The sequence below is a fragment of the Paenibacillus sp. J5 genome (assembly GCF_054955055.1).
Genome location: NZ_JBUEDD010000004.1, coordinates 519,281 through 533,890, shown reverse-complemented (window position 1 = coordinate 533,890; position 14,610 = coordinate 519,281). Strand labels below are relative to the sequence as shown.

The 14,610-nt window shown below is 55.5% G+C and carries 13 protein-coding genes; 3 read left to right on the top strand and 10 right to left on the bottom strand.

Features of this window, described 5'->3' with window-relative positions:
• Positions 1-114 precede the first annotated feature (114 nt).
• The 8 genes from ACY1JZ_RS09920 to ACY1JZ_RS09885 form a co-directional block, all read right to left on the bottom strand.
• Positions 115-1,563 (bottom strand): bifunctional metallophosphatase/5'-nucleotidase, encoded by a 1,449-nt coding sequence (locus tag ACY1JZ_RS09920; RefSeq protein ID WP_462629034.1) that lies wholly within the window; start codon positions 1,561-1,563, stop codon positions 115-117.
• 242 nt (positions 1,564-1,805) lie between these two features.
• Positions 1,806-3,050, bottom strand: coding sequence for a C40 family peptidase (locus ACY1JZ_RS09915; protein WP_462629032.1), 1,245 nt, complete (start codon positions 3,048-3,050; stop codon positions 1,806-1,808).
• Positions 3,051-3,506: 456 nt separating this feature from the next.
• Positions 3,507-4,904, bottom strand: coding sequence for a Fe-S cluster assembly protein SufB (gene sufB / locus ACY1JZ_RS09910; RefSeq protein ID WP_462629030.1), 1,398 nt, complete (start codon positions 4,902-4,904; stop codon positions 3,507-3,509).
• Between the two features lie 27 nt (positions 4,905-4,931).
• Positions 4,932-5,354 carry a Fe-S cluster assembly sulfur transfer protein SufU gene (gene sufU / locus ACY1JZ_RS09905; protein ID WP_462629029.1) on the bottom strand — a complete coding sequence of 141 codons (423 nt, stop codon included), beginning with the start codon at positions 5,352-5,354 and terminating at the stop codon, positions 4,932-4,934.
• On the bottom strand, positions 5,341-6,567 hold the full coding sequence (locus tag ACY1JZ_RS09900; RefSeq protein WP_270164873.1) for a cysteine desulfurase: 1,227 nt from the start codon (positions 6,565-6,567) through the stop codon (positions 5,341-5,343). The genes sufU and ACY1JZ_RS09900 overlap by 14 nt, the downstream gene beginning before the upstream one ends.
• Positions 6,564-7,874, bottom strand: coding sequence for a Fe-S cluster assembly protein SufD (gene sufD / locus ACY1JZ_RS09895; protein ID WP_270164875.1), 1,311 nt, complete (start codon positions 7,872-7,874; stop codon positions 6,564-6,566). Before sufD ends, ACY1JZ_RS09900 begins: the two co-directional genes overlap by 4 nt.
• Before the next feature lie 23 nt (positions 7,875-7,897).
• Positions 7,898-8,677, bottom strand: coding sequence for a Fe-S cluster assembly ATPase SufC (gene sufC, locus ACY1JZ_RS09890; protein WP_270164877.1), 780 nt, complete (start codon positions 8,675-8,677; stop codon positions 7,898-7,900).
• A 102-nt stretch (positions 8,678-8,779) separates the two neighbouring features.
• Positions 8,780-9,382 (bottom strand): DUF1802 family protein, encoded by a 603-nt coding sequence (locus ACY1JZ_RS09885; RefSeq protein WP_462629028.1) that lies wholly within the window; start codon positions 9,380-9,382, stop codon positions 8,780-8,782.
• Positions 9,383-9,724: 342 nt separating this feature from the next.
• Here ACY1JZ_RS09885 and mtnK point away from each other — a divergent pair, with 342 nt between their 5' ends.
• The 3 genes from mtnK to ACY1JZ_RS09870 are packed head-to-tail and all read left to right on the top strand — an operon-like array spanning position 9,725 to position 13,054.
• Entirely contained in the window at positions 9,725-10,930 is a 1,206-nt protein-coding gene (gene mtnK, locus ACY1JZ_RS09880; RefSeq protein ID WP_462629027.1) for an S-methyl-5-thioribose kinase, read from the top strand.
• A 3-nt stretch (positions 10,931-10,933) separates the two neighbouring features.
• Positions 10,934-11,992, top strand: coding sequence for an S-methyl-5-thioribose-1-phosphate isomerase (mtnA, locus tag ACY1JZ_RS09875; protein WP_270172576.1), 1,059 nt, complete (start codon positions 10,934-10,936; stop codon positions 11,990-11,992).
• 15 nt (positions 11,993-12,007) lie between these two features.
• A complete protein-coding gene (locus ACY1JZ_RS09870; RefSeq protein ID WP_462629026.1) occupies positions 12,008-13,054 on the top strand; it encodes a zinc-dependent alcohol dehydrogenase family protein in 1,047 nt (348 codons plus the stop codon).
• A gap of 289 nt (positions 13,055-13,343) precedes the next feature.
• On the opposite strand, the gene ACY1JZ_RS09865 is transcribed toward ACY1JZ_RS09870, so the two are convergent.
• Together ACY1JZ_RS09865 and ACY1JZ_RS09860 are read right to left on the bottom strand one after the other, a co-directional pair.
• A complete protein-coding gene (locus ACY1JZ_RS09865) occupies positions 13,344-13,646 on the bottom strand; it encodes a YunC family protein (protein WP_462629025.1) in 303 nt (100 codons plus the stop codon).
• A gap of 255 nt (positions 13,647-13,901) precedes the next feature.
• Positions 13,902-14,375 carry a phage holin family protein gene (locus tag ACY1JZ_RS09860; RefSeq protein WP_270164887.1) on the bottom strand — a complete coding sequence of 158 codons (474 nt, stop codon included), beginning with the start codon at positions 14,373-14,375 and terminating at the stop codon, positions 13,902-13,904.
• Positions 14,376-14,610 lie beyond the last annotated feature (235 nt).

The window sequence follows — 14,610 nt, the reverse complement described above, 5'->3', positions numbered from 1 at the left end:
CCCTCAGACGCCTTATTACCTGTTGTATTGATAATGTAAGGTATTTTCATGAAAAGAGCAACAGAAATTACGAGAAAATTCGACATTTTCAAGCAAAAATAATCCAGCTCCCGCTTAACTGACCGAGGGGCGCCATCTACAGTTCAGGCACTGCTCCCTTTCATGAGCCACCTGTAGCTGGGAGGCCAGTACATCCCGAATGAATTCGGGCAGAATGAATTCCAGCTCTTGTCCATTCTTTAAGGACATATAGCCAACGCCAAAGGTAAACATATCAATCGTCCCTACCGTATACAAGCGCTCCTGCCGCAACGGCTCTCCGTGGATGCGCGCGCTAACTATACGATGGTACGGGGGCCGACTGACATCATAGCTCAGCTCCATCCCATCCACAGCAAGCGCCCCGAGCACCTCTCCGCGAAAGCCAAAGCCCTTGATCGGCTTCGAACGGTATTCAACCAGCATCGACTCCTCCAGCGCCTGAAGCAGATCAGCCCCCGAAAGCTTCATTTTGCATGGATTGATAGGCGATGGACAGAGCGCATGAAGCTGCCCCGCGGTGACCTTGCCAACCGCCAGTCCCCCCAGCAGTTGGCCTGTATTGACCAGACCCAGCTCAGCTCCGGTCAGCTTCTTCAGCCCTGCTGCGAGCAGATTCGACAACGGCGCATCCTGCTCGTGAGGATTGGATAACGGCTCGCTAAGCTCAGCTACCTGCCGAGCCAGACGGCCGCTGCTCTCTTTCAGATAGTGTGCGATAATCTCGATGCAGCTCTCCTGTGGCGCTTCGGCTGCCATCTCGATGCAGCCTCCGCGAATGATGGGCTTGCGCGAGTCTGGTGCCAGCTCAATCTCTACCCGCCCCATATACTCTCCAAATTTCCCGGCCGCACAGATGGTCGTGCTTCCCTTCACAATCGGCTCCAGCAGCAGATGGTGGGTGTGCGCGCCAAGAATGAGATCAATCCCCTCTATATCTTCCGCCATTCGCTCATCTGCAGATAAGCCGAGATGCGAGAGCACGATCAGCACATCAACCTCTCCTCGAAGCTGCTCCACCTGCCGCCGCACCTCCTCGTAAGGATGGGTAGCCTCCCAGCCAAGCAGACGATAGAACTCGGCAAATGCCGCAGTAACCGCCGTGATGCCTATGCGAATCCCATTCTTGGTCAGCTTAGTGTGAGGGTGCAACCACTCTGGGCGCAACCCGCTATCTTGCTCATATAGATTGGCACAGAGCACTTCAAATCCGGCATAGCTCGCATAAGCAGACTCCAGCTCCGCCTTGGTATATGTCAAACCTTCGTTATTGCCAAGCGTTACCGCATCATAACCGGCTGCGTTCAGCAGCTCAATGTTAACCCGTCCGTCACTGCCCTCTGTCTCCACACGCATTCGGTCCATATGATCACCGCAATCGACAACCAGCAGCGCCTCGGCTCCGCAGGCTGCACGTTCCGCAGAGATAAAGGAAGCCATCCGGGCAGCTTGCTCCAGACGGCTGTGAAGATCATTACTGTGAAGCAGCACGACACGCGGCGTCTTCTCTATGTTGGCGTCCATGCGCACGCTCCCCTTTTCCCCATTGGTCTATAGTGGATTAGCGCTGCAAGCAGCGTACCTGTATAGCATACCATTTTTAACGGAATTCGGGTACGGTTGTCTGCGGAGTGCGACAAAGATCAGCAGGAGCCAGATGATCAGACCTTCCCTAGCCACTGCTGCCGCTGGAACAATGCCTGACTGCAGGTTAGGCCTGGTCTGATCGAACCGACCAGCTCTGCAAGCGAGGGAAGGGCTTGTGCCTAGTCGAGAACACGCTTGGCGTAGAGAAAGGTGTCCTTCCAGTACTCCTTATTAATATCCGTCACCTGCACACCGTCCTCCGGCAGTGGACTGGAATGGATCATCTGCTGGTTCCCCATGTAGATGCCGACATGCCCCACTTGCTTATTGCTTTTGAACCGTCCCGGAACATAGAAAAACATCAGATCGCCGACACGCAGCGATGAGCGCTCCACATAACTGCCCTTCGTCGCCTGCGCACGGGCTGTTCGCGGCATCGATTGATCGAATTTGTCATAAATATACTGGACGAACGAGGAGCAATCAAAGCGCTTCGTCTCCGAATACGGCCCCGTCCCGAACAGGTACGGAACCCCCATATATTTCTCGGCAGAATCGATCACCTTCGTCCCGCTCGCATTCAGCGCAGTCATAGCAGCAGGCAGCGCGCGGCTATCCCCAGCAACCGAGAGGCTGTTGTCCCCTTGCAAGCCTGCAGACTCATGGGCATCGCCTGTGGTTCTCTGGATGCTGCCAATATCCTGGGCATTAGAGACATTAGAGCGATTCTCTTGAGGCATCTGTTCGGTTGAATTCATTGAAGCTGCAGGAGAAGCTGAGGGGTTCGGATTAGCCGGACCTGTCGGGTTTGTCGGACTTGTCGGGTTTGTCGGACTTGTCGGGTTTGTCGGAGTTGCCTTGGAGCTTGTCCCCCCACCTTGCTCTTGTGCCGGTCGAACAGCCGGGTCCAGCGGGTCATCCTTGAAGTCTGCCGCCTGGCTCGCCCCTGGGTCGATATAGCCTGGAACGGGAAAGATCGTAATCTCTGTCTCGCCTACCTGGAAGACTGCTTCATCCTTGAACAGTCGTTCGATGGTAGCTGTCGTCACGAGCATCGCGTCCTGCTGCTTGCGCGCAGGCGCATCGAGAACGATGCTCTTGCCTTCTACTGAAGCTGTCTTGGATTCGGCCTGGATCGACCAGACCACATCATGATCACCGATCAGCAGCTTGTTGCCATTGTCCGTCCATCGCGTCTGAAATCCGATCTGCCCGGCCATCCTGCCAATATCAGCATAGGACGCCCCATCAAGCTTGACGACAGGCACCGGCGATTGCCCTTCATCAAGCTTGGCAATATGCTGCTCACCACTGAACTTCTCTACCCGGCTTGGCTTCGGTCCTCGCTCCTGTGTCTGCGTTCCGCAGCCAGCCACCTGCCATGCCACCATGATACAAATGATGATGCTCACTATACGTCTCATCCTGTGCTCCCCTTTGTACAATATGGTAATCTCACCAGTATAGGATGTACAAAGGCGAAGGGTTTATACGATGAAAATAAGCCGCTCACAAGGAGCGGCTCTATGGAACAATCTATGAAGTTCTGGTTACCAATTCAGTACACATGACTTGGGTGGGGAAGTATCGCCTCCAGAGCGGAGGTAATGCTCATGCAATTTTCGTTGTCAGAAGTAATGATGCTCGGCATGTTCTTGCTCGCGCTGCTTACTTACCTGAATAAACGAAAATAACCCGCCTAAGTTTCGCGACTGGCAGCGGGTTATTTTCTAGTCTTGTTTGGACTGGAGGTTTCCCATCCAATAATGTTGTGCAGGGGGCGATTCACGGTCGCCCCTTACTTCTATTGCAAAGCATACCCTATTCAGGGTATACCTTCAATCGCTCTCTTCTCCTCAAAACCCCTGTAGAATCAACGGTTACCCGATTGATCCCTCCATCTCAAATTTGATGAGACGGTTCATCTCAACCGCATACTCCATCGGCAGCTCCTTGGTGAACGGCTCGATGAAGCCCATGACGATCATCTGCGTCGCTTCCGCTTCCGAGAGGCCGCGGCTCATCAGGTAGAACAGTTGATCCTCGGATACCTTGGATACCGTCGCCTCATGCTCCAGCACGATGTTGTCGTTCAGTATCTCGTTGTACGGAATCGTATCGGAGGTCGACTCGTTATCCAGGATGAGCGTATCGCACTTGATATTTGCCTTGGAGCCTTCCGAGTTGCGACCGAAGGAAGCCAGACCGCGATAGGTCACCTTGCCTCCGTGCTTGCTGATCGACTTGGATACGATCGTCGAGGTCGTATCCGGGGCCAGGTGAATCATCTTCGCGCCTGCATCCTGATGCTGGCCCTTGCCCGCTACAGCAATGGACAGTACCATTCCCTTCGCGCCGCGGCCTCTGAGCACTACCGCCGGATATTTCATCGTCAGCTTGGAGCCGATGTTGCCATCTACCCATTCCATCGTCGCATTTTCATCCGCAACCGCACGCTTCGTCACGAGGTTGTAGATGTTAGGCGCCCAGTTCTGGATCGTCGTGTAACGCACACGCGCATTCTTCTTGCAGAGAATCTCGACAACCGCGCTGTGCAGGGAGTTCGTGCTATATACCGGAGCGGTACAGCCCTCTACATAGTGAACGAAGCTGTCCTCATCGGCAATAATGAGCGTGCGCTCGAATTGACCCATGTTCTCCGAGTTGATGCGGAAGTAAGCCTGCAACGGGATTTCACATTTGACACCCTTAGGCACATAGATGAAGCTACCGCCCGACCAGACCGCGCTGTTCAGCGCCGCAAACTTGTTATCGTTAGGTGGAATGACCGTACCGAAATACTCCTTGAAGATCTCTGGATGCTCGCGCAGCGCTGTATCTGTATCGGTGAAGATAACCCCCTGCTTCTCCAGATCCTCCTGCATGCTGTGGTAGACAACCTCAGACTCATATTGAGCCGATACACCGGCGAGGAACTTCTGCTCCGCCTCCGGAATGCCCAGCTTGTCGAAGGTCTCCTTGATCTCGGCTGGTACTTCCTCCCATGTCTTGCCCTGCTTCTCGGACGGACGAACATAGTACTGAATGTCGTCAAAATCCAGGTCGTCCAGCTTGCCACCCCATGTCGGCATCGGCATCTTGTTGAACTGCTCCAGCGACTTGAGGCGGAATTCGAGCATCCACTCCGGCTCGTTCTTCATCTCGGAGATTGTTCTGACAATCTCAGGAGTCAGACCTTTACCGGACTGGAATACGGCCTTGTGCTCGTCGCGAAAGCCGTATTTGTACTCCTCCATCTCTGGCATTTTTTTAGCCATGGCTTGTTACCTCCTATATTTCATAAATTAAGACTTGCTGTCGATCCCCTTGCGCAGTGCATTCCACGCAAGCGTTGCGCATTTGATCCGTGCCGGAAACTTGTTCACGCCAGACAGTGCTTCCAAGTCCTCATATTCCTCGAACTCCACCGGCTCACCCTTCATGAGCGAAGAGAATTTCTCCGCCATTTCGATGGCCTGGTCGTAGGTTTTGCCGCGCACCGCATCGGTCATCATCGAAGCCGATGATAGGCTGATCGAGCAGCCCTCCCCCGTAAATCGAGCCTGCTTGACGATCCCCTCTTCCAGCTCCAGTTGGAGCTGGATGCGATCGCCGCAGGTCGGATTGTTCAGATTGACCGTTACAGCTTCTTCACTTAGCGTGCCCCGATTGCGCGGGTTTTTATAGTGATCCATTATGACTCTGCGATACAAATCATCCAATTGCATGACCGAAGAACTCCTTTGTCTGTAATAGCGAGCTAACCAGTCGTTCGACATCGTCTTCCGTATTGTACAGATAGAAGCTCGCTCTTGCTGTCGAGGAGACCTCCAGCCAGCGCATCAGCGGTTGACAGCAATGATGACCGGCACGTACAGCAATGCCATGCGTATCCAGTACTGTCGCGACATCATGCGGATGAATATCGCCCAGGTTGAAGGTGACCAGACCCACACGCCCTTCGCGAGGACCATAGATCGTAACCCCATCAATCTCCGACAGGCGATCGTATGCATAAGCAGCAAGCTGCTCCTCATGATGATGGATCGCATCCAGGCCGATCTCCTCCAGAAAGTCGATCGCTGCCCCCAGACCGACAGCGCCGGCAATGATCGGCGTGCCGCCCTCGAACTTCCACGGCAGCTCCTTCCAGGTGGAATCCTGCCAATCGACGAAGTCGATCATCTCGCCGCCGAATTCGATCGGCTCCATCTGCTCCAGCAGCGACTGCTTGCCGTAGAGAGCGCCGATGCCTGTCGGGGCACACATCTTATGTCCAGAGAGGGCGTAGAAGTCGCAATCCAGCGCCTGCACATCGACCTTCATGTGAGGCGTGCTCTGCGCACCGTCCACTACCATCACCGCGCCGTGGCGGTGAGCGATCGCTGCGATCTCCTTGACCGGGTTGATGACCCCCAGCACATTGGAGGCGTAGACGACCGATACCACCTTCGTGCGCGGCGTAATCGTCTGCTCCACATCCTCCAGACGGATTGTGCCGTCTGACTGGAGTGGAATATATTTCAAGACGGCTCCTGTCGCCTTCGCCACCTGTTGCCATGGAATCAGGTTGCTGTGATGCTCCATCGGAGTGATGACAATCTCATCCCCCTCCTCACAGACCGCTCTCGCGTAGCTGGAGGCGACAAGATTCAGAGCCGTCGTCGTGCCTCTGGTAAAGATAATTTCCTTCGTACTGGATGCATTCAGGAAACGGGCTACCTTCTCCCGCGCCCCCTCGTAAGCATCCGTCGCCCGGGAGCCGAGCGTATGAACGCCGCGGTGGACATTCGAGTTATCCTGCTCGTAATAACGGGTGATCGCCTCAATGACTTGCCGCGGCTTCTGCGAAGTCGCGGCACTGTCCAAATATACGAGCGGGTGGCCGTTTATATCCTGATGGAGAATGGGAAACTGCTCACGCAGCTCGCGGGCGTTCATGATCCCAGCTTCCTCTCCAGCAGTTGGTTCAGACGCTCTCTGACTGCTTCGATCGGCACCTCGGATACGACTGGCGCGAGGAAGCCACGAATAATCAACCGCTCCGCGTCTGTACGGCTAATGCCGCGCGACATCAGATAGAAGACCTGCTCCGGGTTCACTTGCCCTACGCTCGCTGCGTGACCCGCTGTTACATCATCCTCATCGATCAGGAGGATCGGGTTGGCATCTCCGCGCGATTTCGGACTGAGCATGAGCACCTTCTCGGTCTGCACGCCGTTCGCCTTCGTAGCACCCTTCTCGATCTTCGTAATCCCGTTAATGATCGCTGTGCCAGACTCCTTCATCACCGCGCGCGTCACCATGTTGCTATCCGAGCTTTTGCCAAAATGGACAGCCTGTGTAGTCAAGCTCATCTTCTGCGAGCCGGAGCCGATGCTGATCACCTTGGCGTCAGAGGTCGAGCCATTGCCCTTCAGCACCGATTTGGTGTCGGACAAGATGTTGCCATCCTGCAGATCGCCGATAATCCATTCAATGCGTCCATCGTTTTCAACAACTGCACGACGCAGCGACAGGTCGCTCACATTTGCGGACAGTTGATGAATCGTTGCGAACTGCACCTGCGCACCAGGCTTTACGATCACCTCCACAATGGATGGATATACCGATGGCGCTGCACCCTCGCCGAATTGGGACACGACATGATCCACATACGTCACCTTGCTATGCGTATCCGCCACAATCAGAATACGCGGGGCAAACGTCGCTTCCGCATCGTCGCTGTACAGCAGTGCCTGAAGCGGCAGCTCGATCTCGACATTTTTCGGAACGTAGACGAACACGCCGCCGCTCCATAGCGCCGCATGGAGCGCCGTCAATTTATCCTCATTCTTGTCCACGACCGAGAACAGATGGGCTTGCACGAGCTCGGAATGCTCGCGCGCCGCAGTCTCCAGATCAGTGAAAATAACGCCCTTGCTCTGCAGCTCCGCAGACAGTTGGGACAGCACGACACCAGAGTTATGCTGAACGAGCAGATTAGCTTCCGCCTCTGCAGGTACCAGCTCCCGGATTGCCGCAGGCAGCTCGCTTGCTTGCGAGACCTTATCCGATGCCTTGTAATTCCCGAGGGCATCCAGCTCCCAACGGGTAATATTCATCTTCTCGGGCTTCGGCCATTCGAGCGTGCCCGCCGCTTCGGCCGCTTCCGTCCTCAGCGCAGTCAGCCAGGCCGGCTCCTGCTTGCTTCTGGACAGCGCCTCGGCCAGACTTTGATTGACTGGCGAATTCATTTGCGTACTCATTATGCTCAGACTCCCTTCTCTCCTCAGGCTTGGCCGACAGTCTCGTCGATGATGCCGAGTTCTTCCTTGACCCAGTCATAGCCTTCGTTCTCCAGACGCTCCGCCAGCTCCGGTCCGCCGGACTTGACGATGCGGCCCTGCATCATGACATGGACAAAGTCAGGAGTAATATAGTTCAGGAGCCGCTGGTAGTGCGTAATAATCAAGAAGCCGCGGTCCTCTGCGCGCATGCTGTTCACACCAGCCGCTACAATCTTCAGCGCGTCGATGTCCAGACCCGAGTCAATCTCGTCCAGGATGACAATCTTCGGATCGAGCATCAGCATTTGCAGAATTTCATTGCGCTTCTTCTCGCCGCCGGAGAAGCCTTCATTCAGATAACGGTGGGCAAATTCAGGATTCATGTCCAGTTCCTTCATCTTGCCTTCCATTTGACGGATGAACTTGATGAGGGAAATCTCGTTGCCTTCACCGCGGCGCGCGTTGATGGCGCTGCGCAGGAAGTCGGAATTCGTAACACCTGCGATCTCGCTTGGATACTGCATCGCCAGGAACAGTCCCGCGCGCGCGCGCTCGTCCACTTCCATCTCCAGCAGATCCTCTCCGTTAATCGTTGCTTCCCCTTCGGTCACTTCGTACTTGGGATGACCCATCAGCGCGGAAGCCAGCGTGCTTTTCCCCGTTCCGTTCGGACCCATGATAGCATGAATCTCGCCGCCCTTGATCTCAAGATTGATCCCCTTGAGGATCTCCTTCCCCTCGATCGTTGCCTTCAGGTTATTCAGGACAAATTGTGTAGACATGTTCTTATAGACTCCTTCCACAGCGCTAAAGTTATTTAAAGTGATTTTTATTTGATTCTCAATGATTCTCAATAATCATTCTATCTTAGTTCTTGCTACAAATCAATCATGACCTGCAAGAGAAAGCGCTGATTTAATGCTTTGGACGCGAGAGGCGTACTCTTCATCGCTCAAAACGGGCACCGCCTGGCGGACGATAGGCCCGCCTTCCAATGTTACCCACGACTTGCAGCCCGTATACTCCGGGCGCATCGGCAGCTCCACCTTGTCTGTCAGACGGTAGACGCGCACCAGCAGCAAGTGCAGCGGCTTCCTCGGCTTCCACTTCAGCCGCTCCTCGGCGAACTCATCTGTCCATATATGATCATCTCGCAGCCTCTCCAGAACCTTCTGATCGGTAATCCCGATCTCATCCGTTACTTCCCCATAAGCCTCCAGCTCGATCTCCTGTCCACCCTGCCGCCAGTGCTCCAGCACCTTCTCCAGCCGATGCTGCTCGCCTGGCTTCAATAGATGAAGCTTCTGGTGCTCATACGCTGGCAGCAAATAAAACTGCGGACTGATCAGCTTAAAATCCCGGGTATCCTCGACAATTCCGCCCTTGCGGAGCAGCAAGATCTGCGTTCCATCCAGCAGGGCCTGAATCGTCACCGCCCAATCCCTAAGAGCGATCGCATTCGACACCTCGACTGATCCCTTAGCCATCGTTCGTCCCCCTTATTCGCGTTCTATCGTCCTATTATAACAAAAGCAGGTATTCCAACGTGAAAAAATATTCGATATACTAGGGTGTGTCTTCAAACTCCGACGGGAGCAGATTTCGCCGAATTTTCGTTCCGGGCAAGGCACGTTCTCGCAGGCGTACCGGGGTACGTCAAGAGAACGTAACGCAGCACGGAGCGAAAAGGCGGTGAACGATGCCCTTGAGCGGGTTTGAAGACACGCCCTAGAAAGAATGAAAGCCCCAAGGCGGGTGTCGACTTCACAACAAGAGACAGACGCTGGCTTGGCCTTCAAGCCCTATAATTTTGTGGAGGTGGACTATTCGTGTCGTCTTATCACCCATTAACCGAACAAGAAGCGATTGACATGGCCCGGTCCTTACCGGATTTTTTTGCCCCGGATGCTCAGTTGACCAGCAGTGAGATCGGGGATGGCAATCTGAACCTTGTGTTTCATATTAAGGATACAGCCAGCGGCAAGGGGCTGATCCTCAAGCAGGCGCTGCCCTATGCCAAGGTGGTTGGCGAATCCTGGCCGCTGACTCTCGACCGCGCGCGCATCGAGAGCGAGGCGCTGATCATTCAGGGGCGGCTCGCGCCAGGGCTTGTCCCGCAAGTGTACCACTATGATCAAGAGCTCGCGCTGACCATTATGGAGGATCTGAGCGACCATACCATTATGCGTCGCGGGCTGATGAGCGGGGATCATTATCCGCGGTTTGCCGAGGATATATCCGATTTCATGTCGGCCACGCTGTTCTATACCTCCGATCTGGGCATGAACCAGCAGGAGAAGAAGCGGCTGGCTGGCAGCTTCATTAATCCGGAGCTATGCAAAATTACCGAGGATCTGATCTTCGACGATCCGTACACCGATTCGCCGAACAATAACTGCGAAGCGGCGATTGCAGACGAGGCGAAGGCGCTGCAGACAGATGAGGAGCTGCATTTCGAGGTGGCGCTGCTGCGCCAGAAATTTCTGACCGAAGGACAGGCGCTGCTCCATGGCGATCTGCATACCGGCAGCATCTTCGTAACCGCGGAGTCTACTAAAGTGATCGATCCCGAGTTCGCTTACTTCGGGCCGATGGGCTATGATGTGGGTGCTGTAATCTCCAACCTGCTGCTGAACTATGCGGGTCAGGAGCAGTGGAGCAGTGATGAAGCGCGCGAGCGCTATCGCAGCTACCTGCTGCAAACGGTCATTGACGTATGGGAGCAATTCGAGCGCAAATTCCGCAAGCTGTGGGAGGAGCATGGCGTAGACCGACTGGCCAATACAGCGGCGGGCTACAAGGATTACTATATGAAGCGTCTGCTGCAGGATACGATCGGCTACACTGGCTGCAAGATGGTGCGGCGCATCGTCGGCCTGTCCCACGTCATCGACATTGATTCGATTACGGATGACGCCAAGCGTGAACGGGCGCAGCGGATGGCGCTCGCTATAGGCAAGCAATTCATTAAGAGCAATCGCCAAGCCGGGTCGATTCACCACCTGGTTGACATTGTGAAGAAAGGAATTGAATAGATGATGACGACTGAATATTCCGGGTTGCAATCGGTCATCTGGGCTGGAGAGCGTCTCGATCTGCTTGACCAGCGCCTGCTGCCGGGCGAGGTCGTCTATCTTCCACTACAGACGGCTGAGGAGGTATGGGAGGCGATTCGCCACCTCAAGGTTCGCGGCGCTCCGGCGATCGGCATGACCGCCGCATATGGTGTTGTGCTCGGCAGCCGGGACGAGGCGGACTCGCTCCAGGCTTGGCATCAGACTGTGCTGCGGCAAGCGGACTATCTCGCCACCTCGCGCCCGACTGCGGTCAACCTGTTCTGGGCGCTCGATCGGATGAAGGTCAAGGCGGAGGAGCTGCTTGCTGCGGGGACAACGCTGGAGCTGGCGAAGCGGGCGCTGCTGGAGGAGGCGATTGCCATCCAGAGCGAGGATGAGGAGACCTGCCGCTTGATCGGCGAGCATGCGCTCGCGCTGTTCAAGGACGGCATGGGCGTGCTTACGCATTGCAATGCCGGGGGACTGGCAACGGCGAAGTATGGCACAGCACTGGCTCCGATCTATCTGGCGCATGAGAAGGGCATGAAGCTGTCCGTCTACGCCGACGAGACAAGGCCGGTGCTGCAGGGCGCGCGGCTGACGGCGTTCGAGCTGCAGCAGGCGGGCGTTGATGTCACCTTGATCTGCGACAACATGGCTGGCATGGTCATGTCCAAGGGCTGGATCGATGCGGTCATCGTCGGTACCGATCGCGTAGCAGCCAACGGCGATGTGGCGAACAAGATCGGCACCTACAGCGTCGCGGTGCTGGCGAAGGCGCACAACATTCCGTTCTATGTCGCCTGCCCGCTGTCTACGATCGATCTGCATACCGCTTCTGGCGCAGAGATTCCGATTGAGGAGCGGCCGGATGAGGAGATTACCGAGGGCTTCGGCAAACGGACGGCGCCGGTAGGTGTGAAGGTATTCAATCCAGCCTTCGATATTACGCCGAATGACTATGTGAGCGGCATCATTACCGAGAAGGGCATCATCTACCCTCCCTATCATCTGAATCTGGCCAAGCTATTTGAACAATAGCGGAGCCGCAGGAGCATGATAGAGCCCGCCTCTCATCTCGCAATTAGCTATTATCGCTATGGCGAGCCGCTGGATGTGCTGAGATTGACGCGCAAGCGTTCGGCTTCGCCTGGCAGAGGACAACTGGCGGTGCGGATGTTAGCCCGTCCGATCAATCCGTCCGACCTGATTCCGGTTCGCGGCGCCTATGCTCACCGGATTGCACTGCCCGCAATAGCCGGATATGAAGGTGTAGGAATCGTCGAGGCGGTAGGCGAGGATGTGCCGTCATCGTGGCTCGGGATGCGTGTTCTTCCACTGCGGGGAGAAGGAACCTGGCAGGACGTTGTCCTGTCCCCTGCCTGCTGGGCGGTGCGCATCCCTTCGTTGTTAAGCGATGAGGAGGCTTGTCAGCTATACATTAACCCGGTCACTGCATGGCTGCTGTTAACCGAGCGGTTGCGGCTGGCTCCGGGAGCGCTGCTCCTGCTCAATGCCGGCGCCTCGTCCTTCGCCAGAACGGCGGCGCAGTTGGCCCGGGAGCTAGGCATTCGGCTCGTATGCATCCTGCGTGGCAGCGAAGCGGACGAACAGACCATGGACGAACAAGCGGTGCACAAGCTGAAGCTGCGCGAGCAGGAGCTGCTTCAATTAGGCGCCTGGCAGACAATAATCAGTGGCGACGACCTGGAGCTAGAGCAAGAGCTATGCAATTGGAACGGCGGGCTCGGTGCCGATGCTGCTATCGACTGCGTTGGCGGAGCGGAGGCGGCACGTCTGCTAAGCTATGTGCGCTGCGGCGGGCAGGCCGTCAGCATCGGCCTGCTGTCCGGCAAGCCATTCACCGGGTATGCGGAAGCCCAGTGGCGGCGGCTTCACTACAGCAGCTTTCACCTCCGCCACTGGCTGGCCACGGTATCCCCGGCGGAGTGGCAGCTTGTCTTCGCCAGGCTGAATGAACTTATCTGCTCCGGCAGGCTTGTCCTGCCAGCAGTCGCAGCGAGCTACCCGCTTAGCTGCTTCCAGGACGCCCTGCGCGAGCAGGCACAGCAGGGACGAGCTGGGAAGCTGCTGTTGACCTGACCGTCTGAGGCAGCGGAACGACAAGATAGGATCAATCGCCACACGCAGCTCCCAGCGCGCGGTGACTGTGGCAGCGATCGACTACAGCCGCCCCACTCGCATGTTCCCGCATCGGGCACGCGCACGGCTTCGCGCTCCAGCTTCATCGCCCGCATGATCGAAGCCATGTCGCCACAGTAATAAGGCCGTGCCTGGCTGCGCTGCTCCTGTTCATCGAGCATGGCGGCACTAGCCTGACACGGCCTTATCCTGTTCCTTGTGCAGACAGCGAACTCACGCGAGCGAGACTCTACGCCATCAGGATGAGCGCGTCATACCCCTTCATCCCGACTGTGATGCCGAGCGACTCTGCTGCATCCGTTACAGACTCCAGCGGCGCAGCCAGCAGTTCATCCAGTGTGCGCACGCCTACAGCCCGTCCAGCGATAATCCCTCTGTCCTTCAAGCGTTCGTTAAGAAGCCCGACATCGAGAGCGCCGCACATGATATACCCTCGATCCGTAGAAAGCGTCAACAGCGTCGTCTTAGGCAGCTTAACCTCCACTCCTAGGACAGTTATGTCCCCTACAGTGTACGGAACCATCCGAATCATAGCTCCATCCTCCTTCTTACAATATGAACGGCTGACTGTCCTACCTTCGGCGATCCACAGACTCAGGCATATCCGCCCTTGACTGCCGCTGCCACTGGACAGGGACTAGTTGATTCAGTTAGGCAGCCGAATCGGCACATACGACTTGCTGCTCTCCTCCATACTCTCTCTGTCCTAAGTCAGCATATGCGTACTGCTGTTATCGGTGTGGGTAGCTGTCCTGTTGCTGTTCGCAGTGATCAATTACGGCACAGATCAGCTACGTTCCTTGCCTTTGCTTCTGCCCTTTCCTTCCCGCCCGCTCTTCTGACTGTCGTATGACTCCTCTCCAAGCGCTGTCTTATTCCTCACCACAGCAACAAGCTTATTCAAAAATCCAAGCTGCAGCCCCATCCGGTTGCCATTCTCAATGATGCTGATCAGTTCAATGACACAAAACGCGCCAGAGATGCTGTCTGTGATCACCCCTCTGCTCTTGAGTACAGCCATTTCCACCATCAGCACCGCACAGATGAGCAGCATCGTATAGATTTTTTTCAACAATCCCTTGTAGCCTTTGGAGCTCTTGAGCCCTTCAGTTACGTAGGCAGCAATAATCCCTGTAATAAAATCCACAGCCATCAAGCCGAGCAATATCGTAAATACAACCCCGAACAATCCGGTAAATACCGACACAATGCCTGCTGCCACACTAGATACCGTCTTTACCATAATATCAACTCTATCCATTACCCCACCTCCTCACTGTACGCAGCCTGCGGCCACTGTCGATTCTCACCGTACAGGCTGCAATTCGGGTTAGCATCGTCGCCATCATCCCCCCTTCTAAAGTTCCTAAACGGAACATATCTAAATCTATTATACGAATAAATGTTCCCATTGTCCACCAATTTTTGTGCCTGTTTCAAGTTCCTCAGCCCTACCAAATTAAAAAATGTTCATTTAATCACGACTAGTCAAATAG